The sequence below is a fragment of the Arcicella aquatica genome (assembly GCF_034928825.1).
Classification (GTDB): Bacteria; Bacteroidota; Bacteroidia; order Cytophagales; family Spirosomataceae; genus Arcicella; species Arcicella aquatica.
This window is the reverse complement of sequence record NZ_JAYFUL010000006.1, coordinates 114,731-138,421: the sequence shown is the minus strand read 5'-3', so window position 1 is coordinate 138,421 and position 23,691 is coordinate 114,731. Positions and strand designations below refer to the sequence as shown.

General features: G+C 35.0%; 21 protein-coding genes. 9 read left to right on the top strand and 12 right to left on the bottom strand.

Annotated elements, in window-relative coordinates; translation table 11 throughout:
* Positions 1-345: 345 nt before the first annotated feature.
* Both folE and VB264_RS05670 read right to left on the bottom strand, forming a co-directional pair.
* The gene (folE, locus tag VB264_RS05675; protein WP_309916634.1) at positions 346-1,050 is read right to left on the bottom strand and encodes a GTP cyclohydrolase I FolE; all 705 of its coding nucleotides are present in this window, start codon (positions 1,048-1,050) and stop codon (positions 346-348) included.
* Positions 1,010-1,429: a 6-pyruvoyl trahydropterin synthase family protein gene (locus VB264_RS05670; RefSeq protein WP_323247535.1), complete on the bottom strand. Its 420-nt coding sequence runs from the start codon at positions 1,427-1,429 to the stop codon at positions 1,010-1,012. The genes folE and VB264_RS05670 overlap by 41 nt, the downstream gene beginning before the upstream one ends.
* A gap of 464 nt (positions 1,430-1,893) precedes the next feature.
* Here VB264_RS05670 and VB264_RS05665 point away from each other — a divergent pair, with 464 nt between their 5' ends.
* From VB264_RS05665 to VB264_RS05635, 7 genes are all read left to right on the top strand, one after another.
* Positions 1,894-3,246 (top strand): Gfo/Idh/MocA family protein, encoded by a 1,353-nt coding sequence (locus VB264_RS05665; RefSeq protein WP_323247534.1) that lies wholly within the window; start codon positions 1,894-1,896, stop codon positions 3,244-3,246.
* Positions 3,247-3,435: 189 nt separating this feature from the next.
* The gene (locus VB264_RS05660; RefSeq protein WP_323247532.1) at positions 3,436-4,512 is read left to right on the top strand and encodes a GHMP family kinase ATP-binding protein; all 1,077 of its coding nucleotides are present in this window, start codon (positions 3,436-3,438) and stop codon (positions 4,510-4,512) included.
* Between the two features lie 28 nt (positions 4,513-4,540).
* Positions 4,541-5,401, top strand: coding sequence for a sugar phosphate nucleotidyltransferase (locus VB264_RS05655; RefSeq protein ID WP_323247530.1), 861 nt, complete (start codon positions 4,541-4,543; stop codon positions 5,399-5,401).
* Positions 5,402-5,561: 160 nt separating this feature from the next.
* Positions 5,562-7,610 carry a (E)-4-hydroxy-3-methylbut-2-enyl-diphosphate synthase gene (ispG, locus tag VB264_RS05650; protein ID WP_323247528.1) on the top strand — a complete coding sequence of 683 codons (2,049 nt, stop codon included), beginning with the start codon at positions 5,562-5,564 and terminating at the stop codon, positions 7,608-7,610.
* Between the two features lie 55 nt (positions 7,611-7,665).
* On the top strand, positions 7,666-7,854 hold the full coding sequence (locus VB264_RS05645) for a DUF6728 family protein (RefSeq protein ID WP_323247527.1): 189 nt from the start codon (positions 7,666-7,668) through the stop codon (positions 7,852-7,854).
* 7 nt (positions 7,855-7,861) lie between these two features.
* Positions 7,862-8,215: an MmcQ/YjbR family DNA-binding protein gene (locus tag VB264_RS05640; RefSeq protein WP_323247526.1), complete on the top strand. Its 354-nt coding sequence runs from the start codon at positions 7,862-7,864 to the stop codon at positions 8,213-8,215.
* Positions 8,216-8,219: 4 nt separating this feature from the next.
* Entirely contained in the window at positions 8,220-8,771 is a 552-nt protein-coding gene (locus VB264_RS05635) for a tetratricopeptide repeat protein (protein ID WP_323247524.1), read from the top strand.
* A gap of 70 nt (positions 8,772-8,841) precedes the next feature.
* Here the strand turns inward: VB264_RS05635 and VB264_RS05630 are convergent, their stop codons facing one another.
* The 8 genes from VB264_RS05630 to VB264_RS05595 all read right to left on the bottom strand — a co-directional run bounded on the left by VB264_RS05630 (position 8,842) and on the right by VB264_RS05595 (position 16,146).
* On the bottom strand, positions 8,842-10,050 hold the full coding sequence (locus VB264_RS05630) for an exo-beta-N-acetylmuramidase NamZ family protein (protein ID WP_323247523.1): 1,209 nt from the start codon (positions 10,048-10,050) through the stop codon (positions 8,842-8,844).
* A 59-nt stretch (positions 10,051-10,109) separates the two neighbouring features.
* The gene (locus VB264_RS05625; RefSeq protein ID WP_323247521.1) at positions 10,110-10,298 is read right to left on the bottom strand and encodes a hypothetical protein; all 189 of its coding nucleotides are present in this window, start codon (positions 10,296-10,298) and stop codon (positions 10,110-10,112) included.
* Complete coding sequence (locus tag VB264_RS05620; protein WP_323247519.1) at positions 10,279-10,935, bottom strand: RpnC/YadD family protein; 657 nt, start codon at positions 10,933-10,935, stop codon at positions 10,279-10,281. The genes VB264_RS05625 and VB264_RS05620 overlap by 20 nt, the downstream gene beginning before the upstream one ends.
* A 54-nt stretch (positions 10,936-10,989) precedes the next feature.
* Positions 10,990-12,186 (bottom strand): hypothetical protein, encoded by a 1,197-nt coding sequence (locus tag VB264_RS05615; RefSeq protein ID WP_323247517.1) that lies wholly within the window; start codon positions 12,184-12,186, stop codon positions 10,990-10,992.
* A gap of 24 nt (positions 12,187-12,210) precedes the next feature.
* Positions 12,211-13,083 carry a type 1 glutamine amidotransferase gene (locus VB264_RS05610; RefSeq protein ID WP_323247516.1) on the bottom strand — a complete coding sequence of 291 codons (873 nt, stop codon included), beginning with the start codon at positions 13,081-13,083 and terminating at the stop codon, positions 12,211-12,213.
* A gap of 140 nt (positions 13,084-13,223) precedes the next feature.
* A complete protein-coding gene (locus VB264_RS05605; RefSeq protein ID WP_323247514.1) occupies positions 13,224-14,321 on the bottom strand; it encodes a carboxylate-amine ligase in 1,098 nt (365 codons plus the stop codon).
* A 73-nt stretch (positions 14,322-14,394) separates the two neighbouring features.
* On the bottom strand, positions 14,395-15,378 hold the full coding sequence (locus tag VB264_RS05600) for an ATP-grasp domain-containing protein (RefSeq protein WP_323247513.1): 984 nt from the start codon (positions 15,376-15,378) through the stop codon (positions 14,395-14,397).
* 63 nt (positions 15,379-15,441) lie between these two features.
* A complete protein-coding gene (locus tag VB264_RS05595) occupies positions 15,442-16,146 on the bottom strand; it encodes an esterase family protein (protein WP_323247511.1) in 705 nt (234 codons plus the stop codon).
* Positions 16,147-16,407: 261 nt separating this feature from the next.
* Between VB264_RS05595 and VB264_RS05590 the strand changes: the two genes are divergently transcribed.
* Both VB264_RS05590 and VB264_RS05585 read left to right on the top strand, forming a co-directional pair.
* Positions 16,408-17,214 (top strand): alpha/beta hydrolase, encoded by an 807-nt coding sequence (locus VB264_RS05590; protein WP_323247509.1) that lies wholly within the window; start codon positions 16,408-16,410, stop codon positions 17,212-17,214.
* Positions 17,215-17,386: 172 nt separating this feature from the next.
* Positions 17,387-20,017 (top strand): DUF5686 and carboxypeptidase regulatory-like domain-containing protein, encoded by a 2,631-nt coding sequence (locus tag VB264_RS05585; protein ID WP_323247507.1) that lies wholly within the window; start codon positions 17,387-17,389, stop codon positions 20,015-20,017.
* Between the two features lie 508 nt (positions 20,018-20,525).
* On the opposite strand, the gene VB264_RS05580 is transcribed toward VB264_RS05585, so the two are convergent.
* Both VB264_RS05580 and VB264_RS05575 read right to left on the bottom strand, forming a co-directional pair.
* Positions 20,526-20,957: a CHRD domain-containing protein gene (locus tag VB264_RS05580; RefSeq protein WP_323247505.1), complete on the bottom strand. Its 432-nt coding sequence runs from the start codon at positions 20,955-20,957 to the stop codon at positions 20,526-20,528.
* A gap of 83 nt (positions 20,958-21,040) precedes the next feature.
* Positions 21,041-23,533 (bottom strand): PIG-L family deacetylase, encoded by a 2,493-nt coding sequence (locus tag VB264_RS05575; protein WP_323247503.1) that lies wholly within the window; start codon positions 23,531-23,533, stop codon positions 21,041-21,043.
* Positions 23,534-23,691: the final 158 nt, after the last annotated feature.

The following is a 23,691-nucleotide window of genomic DNA, read 5'->3' as shown; positions in this document are numbered from 1 at the left end:
TAGATTAAAGTTTAATAAAAGAATTTAGATATATTAATATTATAAAATCTATCATATTTCAGTGAGCAAAATGAGTCTTGGAAGATGATACCAGAAGCTTATAATAGCATGTGTTGGTAAAAGTTTTATCCATAGAATATAAGGTGTTTAATTAATAAATTTAGCGATTATACAGCATCCAAAACTACAAAATATAACTCAATATCAAGTTGTGAGCCTTTAATAATCTCATTAAATAAATAATTTTGCTTAAAAGGTATTTGTTTTACTGATTATGCCACAAAACCACAAAAATCCGCCCAGAACCTGAACGGATTTTTTTGTAATTGAAACCTATCTAAAATTTTACACAGCAATATATTTCAAAAACTCAGCTTTAGTAGCTTCTTCTGCAAATTTACCTCCATAAAAACTTGTAATAGTAGTTGATGTATCATCCTTCACTCCTCTTGATGCTACACACAGGTGTTTGGCATCAATCATGATGGCTACGTCTTCTGTGCCTAAAAGTTTCTGTAATTCTTTGGCAATTTGCATTGTCAAACGTTCTTGTACTTGTGGGCGTTTGGCAAAATGCTGAACAATACGGTTTAATTTAGACAAACCTATCACTTGTCCATTGGCGATATAAGCCACGTGGGCTTTACCAAAAATAGGTACAAAGTGATGTTCGCAATTTGAATAGAATGAAATGTTTTTTTCAACTAACATCTCATTGTATTGATATTTATTTTCAAAAAGAGCCACAGAAGGCATATTCTTAGGGTCGAGACCACTAAAAATCTCCTTTACATACATTTTTGCTACTCTTTTAGGCGTACCTTTTAATGAATCGTCTGTCAAATCTAATCCCAAAGTCTCCATAATTTGCTTGAAGTGGTATTCTATCTGAGCCATCTTTTCATCGTCAGTCATATCAAAAGCATCATCACGCATAGGAGTATCTACCGATGTCATGATGTGCTCATCCCCGATTTCTTCATCCGTAAACCTAATTTTATTATTGTTATCAACTAACAGGGTATTCAACAAAGTTTCGTTCGGTTTCATATAATCTAATTTTAAGGTCAAAGTTTGAGTTGATTTTGGGTTTTAGTTTGTCATAAATGACGATAGCAATGTTTTCCGCAGAAGGATTGATGTCTTTGAATTCTTCAGTATCTAAATTCAAATTTTTATGGTCAAATCTATCTAAAATTTCAACTTTGATAAGTTCGCTCAAGACTTTCATATCCATCACATAACCAGTTTCAATGTCTATTTCACCAGTTACCTGTACGATTAAATCATAATTATGCCCGTGATAATTGAAATTATTACATTTTCCATAAACACGTTCATTTTTCTCATCCGACCAATTCGGATTATTCAGTCGATGTGCGGCATTAAAATGCTCTTTTCTAAACACCGACACTCTTTTTGGCATCATATTATCTTTGATTTTTTTTAAATTCAACTTTTAATTAGTCATGCTTTTCGACTAATTATGGTAAGTTGGAGACAATCATGCGGAATTTAGTCTCAAAGTTTAAAAGCCGTCTGAAAGGTTGTCAGCAACACTCTTAAACTAAATCAGCGTAATGGTATTCGTAATGAATAACATGAGAAGGTTTAAATTTGTTTAATTAATCACAAAAAAGATTAAACAAATATTCATCATGTTTATTTAGAAAGTTTTTTCTTAGAACAAATATCTTAAAATTATCAGCAATCAATTACTGATTTCAAGGCTTTCAATAAATTATTTGTCAAACTTTCTTTTGAAGCCACAAATTATGATTATTTTTCTCAAAATTATTTCTTAGGTTAAAAACATCTTTTTTTGATTTTGAGTTCAAAAATTTAAAAGGAACTCTGCAATGCTTACTAAAACATTATCTTCAAATAAAAAAAATGCAAAGACGCAAGTTTATCCAATCAACAGCTCTGGCAAGTACCGCCGCACTGACTATTCCCAATTTTGTATTTGGTGCTAAACAAGAAGAAAAAAAGGTTCGCCTTGGTTTTATCGGTGTGGGACTAAGGGGAAGGAATCATTTAGAGATGGCAATGTATCGTGATGACGTAGAAATTAACGCCATCTGCGATATCGACCCTAATGCAATTGCTATTTCTTTGAAAATGTTGAAAGATAAAGGTCGAAAAGAGCCTGCTGTATATCAAAAAAACGACCATGATTTTGAGAACATGGTAAAACGAGATGATTTAGACGGAATCATCATCGCTACTCCTTGGGAATGGCACGTACCGATGTCTGTTGCTACAATGAAAGCAGGCAAATATGCAGGTGTGGAAGTATCTGCAACGGTTACTTTACAAGAATCTTGGGATTTGGTAAATACCTACGAAAAAACAGGTTCGCATTGTATGATTCTTGAAAATGTATGCTATCGCCGAGATGTGATGGCTGTGTTGAATATGGTTCGCCAAAATCTTTTTGGTGAATTAGTACATTTACAATGTGGTTATCAGCACGATTTACGTGGTGTAAAGTTTAATGATGGTAAACAACCTTATGGCGGTGGGGTGGAATTTGGAGAAAAGGGTTTTTCTGAAGCTAAATGGCGTACACAACATTCGATAGATAGAAATGGTGATGTATATCCTACGCATGGTTTAGGACCTGTAGCTGAAATGATAGATATTAATCGTGGTAACAGATTCCTTTCACTGACATCAACTGCTACCAAATCAAGAGGTTTGCATGATTATATTGTGAAGAAAGGCGGTGCCGACCATCCGAATGCTAAAGTAAAATTCAAATTGGGTGATGTAGTAACGACTGTGATTAAATGTGCCAACGGAGAAACTATTTTGATTACACATGATACCAATTTACCTCGTCCTTATTCGTTAGGTTTTAGAGTACAAGGTACGGAAGGAATCTGGACAGAAGATAACAAATCTATTTACTTAGAAAGCTTGGCGAAGAATCATGACCGTTGGGATCCTTTCAAGGAATATCAAGATAAATACGACCACCCACTTTGGAAAACACATGCCAAGGATGCTGAAAACGCAGGACATGGCGGGATTGACTACTTTGTATTAAGAGCTTTCATAGAATCTATTAAAAGAAAGGTAGCACCGCCAATTGATGTGTATGATGCAGCGGTGTGGTCGGCAATTAGTCCATTATCAGAACTTTCAATTGCGAAAAATTCGGCTTCGGTTGAAATTCCAGACTTTACCAGAGGAAAATGGAAAACCAACAAACGTATCTTTGGACTAACAGACGAATATTAAATATAATTTGAAGATTTGGTGATTTGAAAATTTGAAAATGATGTTTTCTTTTTAAAAAATGCTAAATGATAGTTATGATAAACGATTGATTAACATTTTTGTAAAATCAAATAGACCAAAATTCATTTTCAAATTTTCAAACTTTCAAATTAAAACACTATTTTTGCAGTAATTAATTACCGACCATCGATGAGTAATAAGATTAAAGTATCAACACCAGGCAGAATTTGTCTTTTTGGTGAGCATCAAGACTATCTAGGACTGCCAGTAATTGCAGCCGCAATTTCTAAAAGAGTACACATTACTGGCGAAAATAGGAACGATGGGAAGGCAATTTTACATTTACCCGATATAGATTCAGAAATTAGTTTCGATATCTATCCAGAATTACCTTATTTACATAAAAGAGACTACTTTAGGTCAGCTTTGAATATATTACAGCGACAAGGATATTCTTTTAAAAAGGGATTAGAATGTACTGTTGAAGGCAATATTCCGATTAATTCGGGTACATCAAGTTCATCTGCATTATTGGCCAACTGGATTCATTTTTTATCCAGAATAGCCGATGAACCTAAACCACTATCTGCCAGCGAAATAGCAGAAATAGCTTACCGTGCAGAAGTAGTGGAATTTAAGGAAGCTGGAGGGATGATGGATCATTATTCAACTGCCGTTGGCAATGTAATTTATTTGGAATCGACGCCTAAGATTTATGTAGAAACGCTCAAACCAAAATTTGGAAGTTTTGTACTCGGAGATTCTCTTGAACCTAAAGATACAGTCGGTATTTTGAAAAGAGTAAAGTATGGTGTATTGGAAGCTGTAGAAAAAATCAAAAAGGAGTATCCAGATTTTTCATTGTTTAGCGTTACACAAGAAGACGTCGAGGCATTCGTTAAATTGTTGAATAATGAAGAATTAGATTTGATAAAAGCCAATATTGATAATCGTGAAATTTTGATTGAAGCCCTCGCATTATTGAAGGCAGAAACATTAAACCATGAAAAATTTGGCGAATTATTAAATCAACATCAATTAAATTTACAAGCATTATTAAAAATATCAACTCCTAAAATTGATAGAATGTTAGCCGCAGCCAAAGCCTCTGGAGCATTAGGAGGCAAAATAAACGGTTCTGGTGGTGGTGGATGTATGTTTGTGTACGCCCCAGAAAATCCCGAAGCAGTAGCTAAAAGTATTGAAAATGAAGGAGGTAAAGCTTATATCATTCAGATTGACGAGGGTACAAGCTTAGAAAATTAACCCAACTAGCAAAATAAAAAATCTTTAAATGGCAAAATTACTAATCATGGCGGGCGGAATGTCGTCAAGAATGAAAAAAGCAGAAGGCACAGAAACGTTAGATTCTACATTAATTGAACAAGCAAACACACTTCCGAAGGGAATGATTGGTGTAGGAAAAGATGGTCGCCCATTTATGGATTATTTAATTTATAACGCACATCGTGCTGGGTATACAGAAGTATTGATTTTAAAAAACCCAAAAGATAACGTTACCAAACCTTATTATGACCAATTGGTAACCGACAACAAAGCATGGGGAATTACTTTTAAATACGCCACACAACAAATTGCCCCAGACCGTGAAAAACCTGCTGGTACAGCCGATGCCATTCAACAGGCATTAGAACAAACCCCTGAATGGAAAGGCGAAAGATTCACTGTATGTAATTCTGATAATTTGTATTCGGTCAAGGTACTTACTTTGTTGAAAGATTGTCCTGTACCCAATGCTGTTGTTTCTTATGAAAGTATTGCTTTAGGGGTTGCTCCAGAAAGAGTAAAGGCTTTTGCGGTAATCAAAGCTGATGAGGAAGATTATTTGATTGAAATCATCGAGAAACCAAATGATGAACAAATAGAGTCTGCCAAAGACAAAAATGGTAAGATTGGTGTAAACATGAATGTATTCCATTTTTATTATGATGATATTCTGGAATATGTAAGTAAAGAACCATTTAATCCAGTTCGTAATGAACGGGAATTGCCAAGTGCTGTCATGAAAATGGCTAAAGAAAACGCTAAGAAAGTAATTACGGTACCTGTAGAAGAAAACGTACCTGACCTTACTTCAAAAGGCGATATTAGTATCGTACAAAAATATTTGGTAGATGAGTTTGGGGAGTTTTAAGCGATAAATTTGAAATATGATTAATTTGAAAGTGTTTTATTTCAAATTTAATATAACCATTCAGCCCCGATAAACGTTTTAAGTTTATCGGGGTTTTTTGTATAAACTCAAAAGTGAATTACAGAATCTTGTATCTTTGCATAGAACAATTCAATAATCCATGTCAACTACTCAAACTATTAATAGCCTGATTGAAAATGGCAACCGCTATGCCAATTCATTAACTGAATATTCTCGTAGAAAAACGATAACTGTAAACGTCGGCGATGTGCCTATGGGTTCTGATTATCCTATCAGAGTACAGTCTATGACTACCATTGATACGTTAGACACGCTTGGGTCAGTAGAGCAAACCATTAGAATGGTGGAATCTGGCTGTGAATATGTGCGTATTACCGCACCATCAGTGAAGGAAGCACAGAATTTGGATAATATTCGCAAAGAGTTGAGAGTAAGAGGTTATAGCGTACCATTAGTTGCTGATATTCACTTTACACCAAATGCCGCTGAATTGGCAGCAAGGTTGGTAGAAAAAGTAAGAATCAATCCGGGAAATTATGCGGATAAAAAACGTTTTGAAACGATAGATTATACCGAGATTGGCTATCAAGTAGAATTAGATAGAATCAGGGATAAATTTTTACCATTAGTAAATATTTGCAAAGAATATGGCACTGCCATGCGTATTGGTACCAACCATGGTTCATTGAGTGATAGAATTTTGAGCCGTTATGGTGATACACCACTAGGAATGGTAGAATCGGCATTGGAGTTTTTGAGAATTTGCGAAGATGAAAATTATTTCAATATCGTACTTTCAATGAAGGCATCCAACACCCAAGTAATGGTGGAAGCTTACAGATTGTTGTGCAAAAAACTAGCAGAAGAAGGTCTAAAACCCTATCCTTTGCACCTAGGCGTAACTGAAGCAGGCGAAGGTGAAGATGGAAGAATTAAATCGGCGGTAGGTATTGGTACTTTATTAGAAGACGGTCTGGGAGATACTGTAAGAGTTTCTTTAACGGAAGACCCTGAATTTGAAGCACCAGTAGCCAAGGCTTTAATTGACAGATATACCCATAGAAAAGAAAAATCAACAACAATTTCAGCCTACACTCCCAACTCAACACTCCAAACTCAACACTCATTCGATTCTCCTATTAATCCATTTCAATATTTTAGACGACATACCCACGAAGTAGCCAATTTTGGTGGACATAATGTACCTAGAGTAATTGCGGATTTCTCTCAGATAGAAGTTTCAGCCCATGATGATTTAAAGCCAATCGGACATTTCTATTTACCATTGCCAGATAAATGGACAATGAACGATTTGGGAGCTGACTATATTTATACAGCCAATAACCCTGCAAAATATATGTTGCCAATGGGGCTAAAAGAAATTTTGGACGCTCCTGCGTGGGATAAACAAACTGATAAAGTAAATAAATTCCCTTTGTTTACTTTAGAACAATATCAAACACAATCATACAGGCATGATTTTTTAAACTTTTTAAGTATCAATCTATCCAATTTAGATACCTCAGTGATTGGGCAAATCAAAGCTGACAAAACCCTTGTTTTGGTAGTAGAAACAGATAACGAACACGCTATGCCAGCGTTACGCCGTTTGTTTTTTGAATTGATAGCACAAAATATAAGTACTCCAGGAGTGTTAGTAAGAAAATATGAAAACCTTCCAGAAAGTGATTTTCAACTATTTTCAGCTACTGATTGCGGAGGATTGTTGATTGATGGCTTCGGTGATGGAATATTATTAAAATTACCTGATTTATCAGAAAAAGCTGAACTATTAACGAAATCAAAAAGTTACAATTCAACAGCCTTTGGTATTTTGCAAGCCGCCCGTACTAGGATGAGCAAGACCGAATACATTTCTTGTCCTTCGTGTGGTAGAACGCTGTTTGATTTACAAGAAACCACTGCCTTGATTCGTAAGCGAACAGAGCATTTAAAAGGTGTAAAAATTGGCATCATGGGGTGTATCGTAAACGGTCCTGGCGAAATGGCAGATGCTGATTATGGATACGTAGGGGTTGGAAAAGATAAAATTGCGCTATATCGTGGGCAAAACGTGGTAAAAAAATCGGTTCATGCTGATAATGCGGTTGATGAATTGATTGGGATTATCAAAGAAGATGGTGTTTGGTTTGAACCAGCAGCATCTTTAGAGGCTGTTTTCGAATAACTTTATCTATTTGTATTAATCATTTTCACCAATATACCATTATAAACACAAGACAATGTCAAAATTAAAAGACCAATTCAAATTAGGAGAAGCATTTGGATACTTCTTTAGAATATTCAGTAAGCCTGATCCTTCAAAGCCTACTAATTTTAACATTAAAACGATGCACGTCATCAATAAAATATCAATTTTGATGTTTTTGATGTGTGTAATTGTCATGATTTACAGAGCATTCTTTAGATAAGGGAACAATGAATATTGAAGAATTCAGAGATTTTTGCCTGTCGATGAAAGGAGTAACAGAAGAATTACCCTTTGGACCCGATACTTTGGTGTATAAAGTAATGGGCAAAATGTTTGCATTGACGGGGCTTGATACTGAGACTTTTACCGTAAACTTAAAATGTGACCCTGACAGAGCGATTCAATTACGAGAAGAGTTTCATTATATCACTCCAGGGTATCACATGAACAAAAAGCACTGGAATACCGTAAATGGAGATAATGCATCTACAACACAATTAAAAGAACTTACTGAACATTCTTATCAGTTGGTTGTTTCAAGCTTACCTAAAAAAGTACAAGTAGAATTACAAAATTTATAATTGTATGGAGTGGTTATTATTGTTTTTCTTCCTGCCATTTGTACTGACCATGATGTTTTTCAACTGGTTGGAGGAAAAGCTATTTAAGTTTCGTGACCGTGAAAAATTAGAAGAAGGCGAAATATTGCTTCATGAAAATAAATTTGTTGAAGCACAGTTATTTTTCACTGAAAAATTAAACCACTTTCCAAAATCTTCTAGAGCTTACTTTTACAGAAGTAAAGCGAACTTGATGCTAAAAAATTACTTCTCGGCATTATATGATATTGAACAATCGATTTCTTTTGATAATACAGTAGGCGAAGCTTATGTAATCAAAGGAAAAGTACTTTATAAATTAAAAGAATATGATAGAGCCTTTCTGGAATTTGATAAAGCAGATTGGTTCTTTAGAAGTGAAAACCCCGAGACCTTACGGTGGCGAGGAATGGCCAGGTATTGCATTGGTCAGGTAGAAAATGCCATTAATGATTTCAACAAAGCGGTATTATTAGGCGACGAAGATGCAGCCTATATCCTAAGAACAAAGTTTGAGTATATCAAAAAAAGAGGATAAAAAGTATCAAAATTAAAGAACTCAAAATGATAGCTGATTAAAAAAAATTACACATTCACTAACTCACTCATTACTTATAAATCAAATACTTTTTTCTCATCGTTTTGTATTCCGACAATTGAGGTTCCCAAGAATCTTGAATTTCTTTTACGCTTTTCCCTTCAATAATCTGTTTTCTAAATTCAGAATTACCTACTAGTACATCAATATTCAACATTTGGTCACTCTGAGATCTATCAAAAAACTTATCTTTGAATGGATAAGCCTGATAAAAATCTATCATCCATTGAATATTGATTCTTTTACTTTTTCTGAGTAACTCAATATCATAGTTTCTAAAATCTATCCCATAGCATTCATTATCCATATGCAAAGGCTTTTCGCTCATGCCTTTAATACTTACGGGCTTAAAAGAAAAGCTATAAGTACCTTTCAAAGCTGGACTCCCTAATACTGTAAAAGGGAAATACGTACCCCTCCCCTGACTAATAATAGTGCCTTCAAACAAACACATAATTGGATAAAGCATTACACTTTGTTGTGTATTAAGATTAGGCGATGGTTTCACAGGCAAGGTGTAAGCATCCTCATGGGTGTAGTTTTTCACAGGAATGATTTTTAATTTACAAATCATTTTGTTCGCTAACCAACCTTGCCCATTTATCATCTGTGCAAATTCTCCAATCGTCATTCCGTGGGCAATAGGAATCGGAAATCTACCCACACCAGACCTTAAACTCATATCTAAGATAGGACCATCTACTAAATACCCATTCGGATTGGGTCTATCTAAAATCAACAGTTCTTTGTTATTCTCTGCACAAGCTTCCATCACATCACGCAATACGTTGATGTAAGTATAAAAACGACACCCAACATCTTGAATGTCAAAAATCATTAAATCAATATCTTTGAGGTCTTCAACAGATGGCTTTCTTTTTGAACCATATAATGAAATCACTTTGATGCCTGTATTTGGGTCTTTTTCATCACCGATTATTACCCCAGCACTAGCATTCCCTCTAAAGCCGTGTTCAGGTCCGAAAACTTTTACAACATTAATGCCTAAAGCTACTAAGCTATCAACTAAATGCCTTTTACCAATAATACTGGTTGGATTAGCCAGTATACCGATACGCTTACCTTTTAAATAGGGCAAATACTTATCAGTTTGTTCTGCAGCTGTTAAGATTGGTTTGGGTTTAGCTACTATTATAGGCTCATTGCTTGAATAGAAATTTATGAGAAAAGATAGTGTTACAAAAAGGCAAATTTTCATGAAAGAAGAAGAAATAAATGAATTTTATACCCATTTATTTTTTAGAAAAGAATAAGAAATTAAGACTTGTTATCTATCATTTTTTGCTTAATGCTAATAACAAAATCAATACTATCACTTGCAAAATCTGCAATTTCATTGATGGTATGATTACTCTTAACAAGTAATTTTTCAATCATCTTTGTTTTGGCATTGATAACAAGATAATCATTTTCAGCATCAATGTATTTATCCATGTTCTGTATCATATCGTCGAATTTTATACGGTTGGCCGTTGCCATCTAATTTACGAAGTTTTGACAAAACACGCAATTGCCTTAAATATTTTTGAAAAGTTCTTTGGTCATTTACTATAACTTCAAGTCGATGTACAATTTGATATAAAGCATCTTCTGCTTTATCTTTCCCAAAATCACTTAAAACAGCTAGTAGTATTTCTTCTGGATTATTGGAAGTCAAGAATAGGGTGTAATCAAACTCAGTAATATTAATAAGTTCAAAATGAAAATAATTCCCATCTTCCGACAAGTCTTTTTTCATTTTAGGTTGTCCACTGCCTATAAAAATGAGGTATTGAAGTATTGGTAATTGATATTTTGATTTTAGTAAAACCCAATAATCAATCATGCGGTAAATCATTTTGGGATAATCATCTACTTGAAATTCAAGATGTAGAATAAATTCCTCTCCATTTGGATTTTTAATAATCCGCAAAGCATCTGCTTCTTTTTCTTTAGTTTGTTGTAGTTTTTCCTTGATAACAATTGCTTCATTTACTTTAAATCCTAGTATGTTGTTCATCAAAGCTGGAATAATGCTGTCAATATTCTCTTTAACAATTTTGTCATACTGATTCCCTTCTTGTTTTGTAGATTTCTTTTCCATAGAACTATTATTGTATTCTTTAAATTATTTTATCAAAATAGGTTTCCATTAAACCTATCTCTCCATAAAACAAACACTACCCCCTACCCAGTCAAAATCTTTATTGAAGCGTACTCCAATCATTTCTCCTCTTGAAAGTCGGGCTAAATTGCTCAATAATATTGGTCTTGCTTCATCTTTTTGCCAAATATAAAGCATCCTTATTTCGCACTTTACTGCACTACCATCAGTAGTTTGTATGACAGGTTCATATTTTACTTTCTTTTGTAAAATATAATTTTCAGGGTCGGTAATAGTTGTTAAATCGCTTTCCGATACATTGATTTTCACACCTGTCCCTGCAAAAGAGAAAAGGGGTTTTAATACATAGTCTGATAAATTTTCTGGAAATTTACCTGTATAATCACTTAAAAATCTACATTCAGGAATATAAGGATTATTCAAAAATGGCATGGTGTATTTACTGATTCTGAAAAACCAGTTTGGATGTCCAATCCATTCAACATCAACATCATCTGTTAAACTAAATGCTGTTCGTAAATCTGGGAAATTAGTTAAATCATCAAAAATCAAACGGTTGTATATTCTATGAATAGGCGTTTTTACACCATCGTTAATATAAAATAGTTTACGTCCTTCTTTAATGATTTTAGTAAGACACACAGCTTTAACACCAATGAGCTTTTCGGTTACTTCAAAATCAACCCTTGTTTTTTGTTTCTCAGGATAAATCTCTAAAATGATAACATTTTCAAGTTGCTCATCGCTGACCACTAGTTTTTTAAAAGCGTCAATGTATGATTTTCTATCAAAATCATTGAACAAAAAATCATAATCGTCAGGAATGTTGTAATGCTTTTGAAAAGTTTCAGACAATAAATACTGAAACCCAAACAATGATGGAAAACCTTGTAATTCAATCAACTGTGGCACAAATTCGCCTTGGTCATCCTGACAAACTGCAAAATCTATCGCTAAGAAAGAGGTATGTTCATTTTCATTAGGCACATTTTGTTCTGTTGGTATAGCTTTATCAGTCTTCGCCTTAAAATCATCCCCTGCTATTACATCAATAATACTTTCACAAGTACTTATGAGTTTATCTTTCAAGGATTTGGGCACAAAAACAGGTGTTTCTGCTACTCTAAACTCAAGAGAGCCTTGCGTAGCATTGTTTAAATCTGCCAAAAACTCTTGATACTTTACTTCAGAAAAGGATTGATTAAATGAAGCTCTGATTTCTTTTTGCATAACAAGGATATTTTCAAAAACAAATTATGCCATTTCTCCAAAAAGTTCTTTTTGACTGATGGTAGAATAGGCTTTTTCAAGAAATTTTGGAATGATGATAGATTCTGTCAGCATGATTTTATCAGGGTCGTCCAGCTTCGCAATCATATCGTTATACTTTTCGATTCCATGCGTTTTTATCACAGCTTTCTTTTTTTCATCCGACATCAGCAATTTTAGCATTCCTTGTGCATCAGCCTCGGGGTGAAACTGTGTACCAAATACTTCGTTAGAAAACCTGATAGCCATAATAGCACGCTCTAGGTTTACGTGTGGACGTTCTTTTTCCATGCGTAAAATCTGTACTTCTAATTCTTTGATAATCTTCAAGTTGGGACTTACCAATTGATAATCACGAGAATCCACCACATAAAATGGTTCGGGTAAGCCTTCAAACAATGCTTCTTTAATTGTTTTGTCAATTGGGTTCACAGGAAATACACCAAAGGATGTACTTTTTCTTTTGGTCACTTTCCCAATTTCTAAGTGACGTGCTACCAACTGAAAAGAGTGACAAATCAAAAACAAGAATTTTGGCGAGCTTTCTCCATTTAATACTTCCTCAGATTTATTATGGGCGAATATTGAATCAATTAAGGCAAAATATGGCTTTTCCCATGCTTCATCAGAAGGTAATGGGCTACCCGGCCCACCTGAGGATATATAAATATCATGTTCTAAATTTGGGATTTCAGTATTCGCACGAACATTAAAAACCTCTGTATTTACTTCAATATTTTTTTGTACTCTGAATTCGTTAACCAAATTAATAATACAACGCATGCCTTCTCCAGCTACGTTGTCATACATATCTAAAACTGCTATTTTTAGTGGTTTTTCTGTCAAAATATTTTGCATCGTAAATTTGTTGATGTGAATTTTTATCAAAGATTTAATCTCTACTTAACTTATTAAATCGACGCAATTTACTAAAAATAGCCTTAAAATCAATTTGTTACAGAATACAAAACAAAATTTAACATAGCTTTACTACCCTTTTAAATACCAAATCTTGTTTCTTGAACGATATAATCTACTACACTTTTTAAATCGTTAGTTTCTTCAAATACTGCTAACTGACGGTCTGCTCCAGTACCATTTTTAAGGATTTCTTTGATATATGCTACTTCATTGCGGCTGCCTAATTCATCCAATACATCATCTACAAAATCTAGTAGTTCATCACATAAATCACTGTATGGTACTTCTTCTTGTTTGCCAAAATCAATCAGTTTTGCATGGATACCATATCTGGCTGCGCGCCATTTATTTTCATTGATTAATACCTTTCTGTACGACCTAAAATTCAGGTTTTGTTTTAACAACTTATGGATTTTAGCCACCAACGCCTGCATTAATGCAGCCAAACAAATGGTTTCATCAACCCGCATCGGAATATCACAAATTCTAAATTCAATGGTGTCATAATAAGGATGCAAGCGAATATCCCACCAGATTTTCTTTCCGCTATCGATACATTTTGTTTTTACCAGCAAATTGATATATTCATCGTATTCACTAGCAGATGCAAAAAACTCGGGAATACCTGTACGAGGAAATTTATCAAATACTTTCGAACGATACGATTTAAAACCCGTATTCCTTCCACACCAAAAAGGCGAATTGGTAGAAAGCGCATAAATGTGGGGTAAGAAATAACGAACAGCATTCAATATCTGTATGCCTTCATTCCTACTCTGGATGCCCACATGTACGTGTAATCCGAAAATCAAGTTACCTCTGGCGACATCACGCATTTCATCAATCAAAGAATCATAATGCGGACTCGGGGTAATCAGTTGGTCTTGCCAATCTGAAAATGGATGTGTCCCTGCTGCTGCTAATAGAAGGTTATTTTGCTCGGCAAGTTGGATGATATTTCGCCTAAGGTCGGTTACCTCCTCTCTTGCTTCTTGAATATTATAACAGATATTCGTTCCCACCTCTACTACAGCTTGGTGCATTTCAGCTTTTACTCGTTCTTGTAAAATAATCTGCCCGCCTTCAACAATTTTACTCATGTGCGAGCGTAACTCCCTCGTTACGGGGTCGATGGTCTGAAACTCTTCTTCAATTCCAATGGTAAATAAAGGCATAAGTTTGGAAGGTTTAAGGGCTGAAAAAGAAATCAGTATCAATGTCCGATACTGATTCCCTTTTACAACATCATTATTTTTTACTTTCAAAAATAGTATCTCTTGCATTCCCTGCTACAGACGACGTAAGGAAAGTACCCCATGTAAGGTTGTCTTTACCAGGTTTATGTTTTTTAGCACGGTCAATTGCCACTTTAGCAGCAGTCTCTACTACCCATTCAAAGTTTTCCTGACCAACCGAATTAATGTCTGCATCTGGCGCAGGATTACAGAAATCTATCGCATAAGGAATTCCGTCTTTTATAGCGAACTCAACTGTGTTGAAATCATAGCCCAATGCCTTGTTCAGTCTAAGTACATAGTCTTTTACCGTTGCCAATAATTTCTTGGCTGCTGGTCCTGTAGGCATTTCGGCTACATAGCGTAAATGATGTGGATTTCTTGGTTCATAAGGCATTATTCTTACTTCTTTGCCACCGATACAATAGCAACGGAAGTAATCTGTAAAAGTAATTTCCTCCTGCAAAAGCATCACCAGTTGGTCGGTTTCATCATAAGCAGAGAATAATTCATCGGGGTTTCTTACCTTATAAACACTTTTCCAGCCACCACCCGCATGAGGTTTCATATAGGCAGGGAAACCGATATAATCAAAAATATCTCCCCAAGGTAATGGGAATTTCAGGTTTCTGAATGAAGTCTCAGAAGTATCTGTTGGGCGTTCTTTTGAGGGCAATAATACAGTTTTGGGTACTGGTACGCCCACATTTAACGCTAATGCATTATTAAAAAACTTCTCATCTGCCGACCACCAAAAAGGATTGTTGATAACTGCCGTACCAGCCATTGCCGTATTTTTGAGCATTGCTCTATAAAATGGTACATCCTGAGAAATACGATCGATAATTACATCATATCCGCTAGATTCCCCTTGTATTACTTTCTCAACAATCATTCGCTCAGCCACGATGCCCGATGGTGCTATTTGATTTACTCTTTCTACAAATGCCTCTGGAAAAGAGGATTCCATTCCGTGAAGGATACCTATTTTTTTCATAATGCTCAAATTCAATTTTACAGGTTTGATGAATGATTAATTCATTCTTGAAGTATTTTTTGATTATATTCTATTTAAATATTCAGGGAACATTTCTCGCCAAATATCCCAGTCGTGTGTTCCATGCCAACGGACATCTAGCCAGTGGTTGATTTTCTTATTCGCCAAAATTTTAGATAAGCGTTCAGTTTCGGGTTTACAAAAATCAGCATTGCACGTACCCAACACGATATTCATTTGCCATAAATCTGGATGCATGGCATTAGGGAGATAATCAGGAGGATTGTTGAAATAAACACTCTCGCTATAATACCCATTCAAAAACGAACGTATATCAAAAGCAGCACCCATTGTAAAAAGGTGTGATACTTTATCAGGATGACGAAAAGCAAAATTTGCCGCATGAAAACCGCCAAAGCTACAGCCTGCTACAGCTACTTTTGTGGTATTGCATTCACGCATGATGGCAGGAATCAATTCTTCATTTAAATATTGGTCGTAATAAATATGGTTCTGTATACGCTCTGAGGGATGCAAGTGTTTGCCATACCAAGAATATTTATCAATACTATCGGGGCAATAAATTTTTACTTTGCTGCTTTCAATTTGCTTTTTTGCTGATTCAATTAGCTTAAAATCCTTTGCCTCGTAATATCTCCCCATAGTAGTAGGAAAAACAATCACTGGATAGCCCCAATTTCCAAAAATCAACAATTCATTATCTGCTCCGAGATGATGAGAATAATACTTGATATAACGTTCTTGCATTTTGTTGGTGAGGGTTTTACATTATTTCAAAAATTTATTCACAGCTAGATTTAGACTATTTAATTTACTACAAAATTACCACTTGGCAATACTTTCAGATAAAAGTAGGTGTTTTACTCAGAATTCTGTTTTAGTTAGAATCTTTACTCTAAAATAGAAACTGTTTTTAACTTTCAAAACAAAACATTGGAATAATTTATCTGTGAAATATTTAACAATTTGTTTATTTTCGGGAATAATCCAAAAATTGCTAATTCACATATGACTATATATTCACAAAATTCTTCCTCTGAAATCCTTCAAATTGAGGATAATATTTATTCAGCCTACCTAAATAGAACTGTTCATATCACTTTAATATATCCTAAAAAAAATAATTCGCTCAACTTGATTATTTTTAATGATGGCCAAGACTTTGATGCCTTAAAAATCAAACAATGGATTTCATCTTTGATGGATGACAACAAAATATCTCCTATTTTATGTGTCGGCATTCACGCCAATAACGAACGCTTACAAGAATACGGAACAGCATCGCAAGCTGACTATAAAAACCGAGGAAATAAGGCTCATCACCACGCTAACTTTGTTTTAAAAGAATTGTTACCCTTTTTAGAAAATTCTTATTCATTATCATCAAAAAATAGAGTAATGGCTGGTTTTTCTTTAGGTGGATTATCTGCAATGGATATTGCGTGGAATCATCCGAAGGTATTCGCCAAAGTGGGTGTTTTCTCGGGTGCATTGTGGTGGCGACAAAAAGCTGAGGAGGATGGTTACACGGATGAAAACGATAGGATAATGCACAACATCGTCAGAAAGGGTAAATACCACAAAAACCAACAATTTTGGTTTGAGGCAGGCACCAATGATGAAACTTCTGATAGAAACAATAATGGCATCATTGATGCCATTGACGATACACTCGATTTAATGAAAGAATTAGAAAAACATGGCTATAAAAAGAATGAAGACATCGTTTACAGACAAGTAGAAGGCGGAGAACATAATCAACAAACTTGGAGCAAAGTAATGCCCGAGTTCCTTACATGGGCTTTTGGGCAATAATATTTTTAATTTTAGTCGTTTTTCTCGTTTACCAATCATCCCAAAACTTTACTAGTCATCACATTTAGGGTTTTTTAACAAAAGGTTGTCTAATATAGGCAACCTTTTCGTTTAACTTGCATCTGTATTTTATTAATTATATCAAAGCTATTAATCTTTAAACTGAGTTATTATGAATTCATTTATCAACAAAATCTTTATCATTACTATTATCACTATTTGTTTTGGCTTTTCAACATTTGCAGGAGGAATAAAAGGGACTGTTAAAAATACTCATGGTGAATACCTTTCTTTTGCTTCCATTATCGTAAAAGGTAGCTCCAAAGGAACGATGGCTAACGAAGATGGGAAATATGAGCTCGCCTTAGACCCTGGGAATTATACCATCATCTTTCAATATTTAGGACATAAAACCTTAGAAAAGCAGGTTGTCGTTAATAATGATTATTTACCCCTTGAAATAGTATTAGAGGAACAAGCAATCAGTTTGAAAGAAGTGGAATTTTCTGCTAAGAGCGAAGACCCTGCCTATACTATCATGCGAAAGGCTATTTCGATGGCTCGTTTCAAAATATTAGAACTCAATGAATACTCTGCTAGAACTTATGTAAAAGGTACTGGGCAAGTAAGCGAGGTATCAGGTTTGATAAAGATGTTGGCTGGAAAAAAAATTGAAAAGGAATCCGGATTAAAAATCGGACAAGTATATGTTTTGGAATCTATCAATGATGTTATTTTCAAACAGCCATCTTCAGTAAGAGAAAAAGTAGTTTCTACGCGTAACAACTTGCCCAAACAATTACAAAGCCAAGGAACAAACTTTATTCCTGTATCACGCACCAACTTTTATAATCCCAAACCCTTTGGAGATATGGTGTCTCCGTTGTCACCTACTGCTTTGGCGTATTACAAATTTAAGTATGAAGGTTTTTTTACAGAAAATGGGCAGACGGTAAACAAAATACGTGTGACACCTAAATCAAAAAATGATAATGTATTTGATGGTATTATCAATATCATAGAAGATTCTTGGTATATCCACAGTTTGGATTTACACTTTAGTAGCGACAATATTTCAAACAGAATTAAAATGATTTTTGCACCTAACAAAGAAATCTGGTTACCCATCAATTATACTTTCCGTTCTGATTTTGATGCTTTTGGCTTCAAAGGTTTCTTTAATTATGTTACCAACGTTAGAAATTATACCGTTGCAGTCAATGAAAAGTATCATCAACGACCTGTGGTAATCGATGAGAAAATTGATAAAGCAGAGGCCAAAGAATTGAAAAGCGAGAAAGTAAACAGCAAAATAGCCCTTAATCAGAAACAGGTTACTCGTAAGCAACTCAACAAGTTTTTGAAAGAAGCTGAAAAAGAAGACAAGAAAGAGAGAAAGAAAAAGGGCGAAGATATAGATTTGGTACGGTCGTATAACGTTGAAATTGATAGCCTCCACAGTAAACGTAGTGCTGATTTTTGGAATGAAGAAAGACAAGTGCCATTGACAGACTTGGAGATAAAAGGTTATGCCCAAGCGGATAGCATCGCTAAAACCAACGAACAGCAATACCAGAAAGATTCAATCAGAAATTTGCCTGCTTTCAAATTTTCACATTTGATTTTCGGCAAAACGTATAACTATGGTAAAAGAGACGATTTGTTCGGGTTCTTTAATAAATCTCTTAGCTACACTTCTCCGTTAGATCAAATTCCTTCTTTGGATTTTGTTAATACTGTAGATGGATATTTTTTAAAGGCTTCTTTAAGATATGATATTCGAGAGAAACTCACTAAAAGGCAATCATTTTATGGTGATTTAAGATATGCATTAGGAAGAAAAGCCCTTAACTGGAATCTTGGGTATTATTATTTAAAAAATCAGCAATCAATTGAAGTAAAAACTGGACGATACATTCAGCAGTTTAATGACGACAGACCTATTTCTACACCAGCTAACACCATTTATACGATGTTGGCGGAACGCAATTATCTGAAAATTTACCAAAAAGATTATGCTAGTATTGAATATAGGAATCGACTATCTGAAAAGGTAACTATTCGATTAAACCTTGAATATGCTGAAAGAATGGCATTAAAAAATTTGGAGACTTTTAAGCCTTGGATTGATGTAAAAGACAGAAGTTTTAGTTCTAATACTCCTGAGAATGCAGAATTAGCCAATACTGACTTTGAAAAACATAAAACGTTTTTGACCGAAGGAGAAATCATTTGGAGACCTTTTGCCAAAAAACGCAAATTCAACGACCGTGAATATACCATTAATACGGGTAATCCTATTTTCAGACTTAAATCTACCAATGGATTATTATCTGAAAGTCAGTTTTCTCGCCTGCAAGGTTCTTATGAACAATTCTTTGATTTAGAGAAGTTGGGAAATTTGCACGTTTTGACTAATTATGGAGGATTTATACAAAAACCGAATTACTTTATTGATTACCGCCATTTCAATGGTAATCAGACTATCCTCCGTTCTTTCAGATTTGATGCTTTTAGAAACTTAGATTATTATTTACATAGCACTACGGGCAATTATTTAGAAGTATTTGCACAACATGATTTTAATCACTTTCTATTAACTCAAATTACTCCGCTTAGGATTTATGGGTTGAAAGAGTCTGTTTTTGCCAATTATTTAAAAGTGCCTAATCAACAATTTGAATATGTGGAGGTTGGCTATGGTTTATCTGGCATTGGTAAATTGTTCGGCTTAGAAGTAGTAGGCAATTTTGTGAATGGCAAATATGATGCTACTGTGTTGAGGATTAAGTTTAATAGGTAGTTTTTAGCTGTGAGCTATAAGCTTTGAGCCATGAGATTTTTTATTTTTAGTAAATTTTAAGTCTAGCCCTTCCTATTAGCGGGTGACCTAAGTCCTACTGATTACCCACAAGTGTATAAATAACTAACAATCAATCTCTTATCTCTAGCGAGGGACTTAAGTCCCTCGCTAGAGATAAGAGATTCAAGTAATCAGGCTGTGACATGAGTCGACCAAAGCTCGGTTTGAAAGGCGATTTAAGCCCATTTCAATCAATTCTATCAATAATCACATCTTCATTTCAACTTTCTTAAAAGATGTGGGTAATCAATAGGACCTAAGTCACCCGCTAATAGGAAATGATTTTCAGGCTAGTATTATATAAATAAGATTGATGGCATGACTTGAAGTCATGCCATCAGTAAACGTCACAAAAAAGCAGTCAGAAAAATTAATTTTCTGACCGCTTTTTTTAATGCTAAAAGAAGCAAAAAACTCATCGCTCAAAGCTTATAGCTCACAGCTAAAATTACTTCAAAATCAATTGTCCACGAATTTCTCCTCCAGGTTTTGAGGCACTGTGAATATTCACATAATAATTACCTGCCATTAAATCCGTTTCTTGGTCGGTAGTCAAGGCAGCCGTTGTGCTAGAGTAAGCTGTATTAAATGTGGTTCCTAAACCAAATATTACAGCTCCACTTACGCCCACAGCTCCTTTATGAATATGCCAAGCCGTAGGAGTAACACCATTGTAACTAATCGTATATGAAATCACTTTTGTTGTTTTGTTATAAGTTCCAACAAAAGAACCAGTAGCAGTTGAAGTATTGGCGGGTACTTCTACAGAGCCATTTAGTGCAACATTAAATTTCACTTCTGGTGAAACTTCTTCATCTTTTTTACAAGAAATGGCAAACAATAATGTAGAGATTAAAAAAGCAAATAGTGTTTTTTTCATGTTAATTTTCGTTTAAGTGAATCGAAGACTTGCATCTTATTTACACTTACGGCTATTTCTCTACATTAGTTGCGTCGGAAAAATTATTTTCCTGCCGAAATCAAATTGGCGAATAATCTATAAGCTCCAGAAACGCCCGCTGGCAACTGGCGGAAGAAGGCATACCCTGTAAAGATATAATTCCCTTTGCCATATTTTGTATACAACAATCCTCCATTGGCAGGTGGCTCATTAGGGTCGTTAGAGGATAGAATAGCATCATATTTTGCATCCCAATCATTTGAGAAATATAATCCTCTTTCTTGAATCCAACCATCAAAATCTTTGGCTGTAATCTTATTAGGCGTATTCAATAAAACACTTTCAGGTTTCAGGAAACGTACTTCTGCTTCTTCAACCGTTACTCTATCTCGCGATAATTTAAACGGATAAGGGCCAATGCCCGTTTCTATTTTCTGTAAATTGCTATTTACCTGATATTGAACAACCATGTTACCACCATTTTCTACATATTCCATCAGTTTTTTCTGGTAATAAGTAATACGTTCTTCAGTATTATAAGCTCTTACTCCTACTACGATAGCATCAAATTTAGATAAATCTTCATTCAGTTCTTTCTCCGTCAAAATCGTTACATTGTATCCAATCTGACGCAAAGCCATTGGCACGTCGTCGCCAGCACCTACGATATAACCAATATTTTTGCCTTTCGTCTTAATGTCCAGTTTTACTACTTTTGCTTCTGCCAATGGGAAAAGTGTTTGTGGCGGAATATGGTCGTAAGCTACTGTTAAAATCCCTCTGTCATAAGTACCATTCGCTGTTTTAATTACCGCCTTTACTGTACCTTCGGGAGTAGTACTAGAAGGCGTTACTTTAAACACTAGCTTAACTTCTTGGTATTTATTTTCCAAATTAAAATCAATGCTTGCAGGGTTAGACTTCCAGCCTGCTGGCAATGCTAAACTAACGCTTCCTGAGGTTTTGCTTTTACCTGATTTCAATGTTACTTCTACCTCTTTGGCTTGGTCATTGGCAAAAACATATACTTTATCCGAAATATTGGCAGTAACTTCTGGGCGAATCTCAAAAGTACGATACAATTCTCCACGGGTCTCATCCGTATATTTATAGATAACAGGCGAGCTAAAAGTAAAAGGTTGATTATCAATCAAAAATGTAAATTCTGCTTGTAAATCTGCTGGTTTTTCGGGTAAGCCAATCAATGTTTGGTCATCTACACGATACATACCTTTGCCCATTTTCTTTTCTGCTAACCAGAAAGGCTGTGTTAGAGGCTGATTTTTAGGAATTTCTACAGGGAAGCTAATTCTTTGTAATTCATTATTACCCAAACTAACATTAAAAGTACTGTCTTTTCCCAAACCAACTAAACGTATTTTCTGTAAAGTCACGGCAAAGTCAGAACGCTTTACTGCTGTCGCCAATACGTTAATTTTTTCCCCTGCCGAAGCTGAATATTCATTAGGATTAGCTTCAAAATACAGACCTGTGCAAGCAATAATAATGTTTTCTAATTCCTTTTTCTTCTGAGCCTTCCAATATTCATCATCAATTTTCATCAACGTTTTATAGGCTTCTAACAAAGACGGCACAATGGTAGATGGATTCTCTGGATTATAACTATTAATGGCAAGGTTAATCCAAGATTCTACTTCCTTCCCTCCTTTTACCCTACTCCACGTTAAATCAACGCCATCAAAAACATCTTTCTGCGCTAACTCTCCAAACTTGTGTACAAAATATTCAGGTCGTAAACCACGTGTGCGAGGTACACCAAATCCTTGCGATTTATGTTGTGAACGACTTTCTGCCGCAATTTCAGAATAAGCTTTTCCTAACAATGGATTATATCCACCAATTTCTACTTGTATAAATGTACCTTCAGTAGGTTTCTGTGAAACAGCACCAAAATTAAAGGTATTCCAAACTACTCTTTTGGCTTGCCAAGGTTTTACGTATTTCAATTGTTCGGGAAATTTGGTAGGGTCACCCGAAAGTTTGAAAGCCTCTTCTGCTAAAGCTGCCGAAGCAGAGTGATTGCCATGTCCCGCACGAGCATCAGGCGGGAAACGGCAAATAATTACATCTGGACGAAGATTTCTGATACGCCAGACGACGTCTGACAATACAGCATCTTTTCCCCAAATCTGTAAGGTTTCTTCCGTATTTTTAGAAAACCCAAAATCGTTTGCTCGGGTAAAATATTGCTCAGGACCATCAATCGCACGAGCCGCTAGTAATTCTTGTGTACGAATCAATCCTAATAAATCGCCCAATTCTGAGCCAATCAAATTTTGTCCGCCATCTCCGCGTGTAATTGATAAATAGGCTGTTCTTACTTTACGCTCTTTGGCCAACCACGATAGCATCACGGTATTTTCATCGTCTGGGTGAGCGGCAATGTACATCGCTGTACCAAGCACATTGAGTTTTTTCAAATTCAACAAAAGTTCTCCAGCAGGCATAGGTTTTATAGGCTGGGCTTGGATGTTGAACAGAGAACCGAAAAGTATTAATAATAAAATAATGGTTTTGTCCGATTTGATATTCATTTGAGAAATTTTATAGTTCTGCGTGAAATTAACTGAAAACATTAACAATGAAGCTGTTTAAACTTTCCCTTTCGGATTAAACTAAGTCTTTTAGAATACTTTCACCTCAGAAACTGAAAGTTTAAACAGCTTCAATACTAAAACAGGAAAATAATTGA

Coding starts and splice junctions, on each gene's coding strand:
- VB264_RS05590 (WP_323247509.1), top strand. CDS start 16,408: ATGACTATATATTCACAAAATTCTTCCTCTGAAATCCTTCAAATTGAG.
- ispG (WP_323247528.1), top strand. CDS start 5,562: ATGTCAACTACTCAAACTATTAATAGCCTGATTGAAAATGGCAACCGC.
- VB264_RS05580 (WP_323247505.1), bottom strand. CDS start 20,957: ATGAAAAAAACACTATTTGCTTTTTTAATCTCTACATTATTGTTTGCC.
- VB264_RS05655 (WP_323247530.1), top strand. CDS start 4,541: ATGGCAAAATTACTAATCATGGCGGGCGGAATGTCGTCAAGAATGAAA.
- VB264_RS05620 (WP_323247519.1), bottom strand. CDS start 10,935: ATGGAAAAGAAATCTACAAAACAAGAAGGGAATCAGTATGACAAAATT.
- VB264_RS05645 (WP_323247527.1), top strand. CDS start 7,666: ATGTCAAAATTAAAAGACCAATTCAAATTAGGAGAAGCATTTGGATAC.
- folE (WP_309916634.1), bottom strand. CDS start 1,050: ATGAAACCGAACGAAACTTTGTTGAATACCCTGTTAGTTGATAACAAT.
- VB264_RS05625 (WP_323247521.1), bottom strand. CDS start 10,298: ATGATACAGAACATGGATAAATACATTGATGCTGAAAATGATTATCTT.
- VB264_RS05605 (WP_323247514.1), bottom strand. CDS start 14,321: ATGCCTTTATTTACCATTGGAATTGAAGAAGAGTTTCAGACCATCGAC.
- VB264_RS05665 (WP_323247534.1), top strand. CDS start 1,894: ATGCAAAGACGCAAGTTTATCCAATCAACAGCTCTGGCAAGTACCGCC.
- VB264_RS05640 (WP_323247526.1), top strand. CDS start 7,862: ATGAATATTGAAGAATTCAGAGATTTTTGCCTGTCGATGAAAGGAGTA.
- VB264_RS05585 (WP_323247507.1), top strand. CDS start 17,387: ATGAATTCATTTATCAACAAAATCTTTATCATTACTATTATCACTATT.
- VB264_RS05670 (WP_323247535.1), bottom strand. CDS start 1,429: ATGATGCCAAAAAGAGTGTCGGTGTTTAGAAAAGAGCATTTTAATGCC.
- VB264_RS05575 (WP_323247503.1), bottom strand. CDS start 23,533: ATGAATATCAAATCGGACAAAACCATTATTTTATTATTAATACTTTTC.
- VB264_RS05610 (WP_323247516.1), bottom strand. CDS start 13,083: ATGCAAAATATTTTGACAGAAAAACCACTAAAAATAGCAGTTTTAGAT.
- VB264_RS05595 (WP_323247511.1), bottom strand. CDS start 16,146: ATGCAAGAACGTTATATCAAGTATTATTCTCATCATCTCGGAGCAGAT.
- VB264_RS05630 (WP_323247523.1), bottom strand. CDS start 10,050: ATGAAAATTTGCCTTTTTGTAACACTATCTTTTCTCATAAATTTCTAT.
- VB264_RS05660 (WP_323247532.1), top strand. CDS start 3,436: ATGAGTAATAAGATTAAAGTATCAACACCAGGCAGAATTTGTCTTTTT.
- VB264_RS05615 (WP_323247517.1), bottom strand. CDS start 12,186: ATGCAAAAAGAAATCAGAGCTTCATTTAATCAATCCTTTTCTGAAGTA.
- VB264_RS05635 (WP_323247524.1), top strand. CDS start 8,220: ATGGAGTGGTTATTATTGTTTTTCTTCCTGCCATTTGTACTGACCATG.
- VB264_RS05600 (WP_323247513.1), bottom strand. CDS start 15,378: ATGAAAAAAATAGGTATCCTTCACGGAATGGAATCCTCTTTTCCAGAG.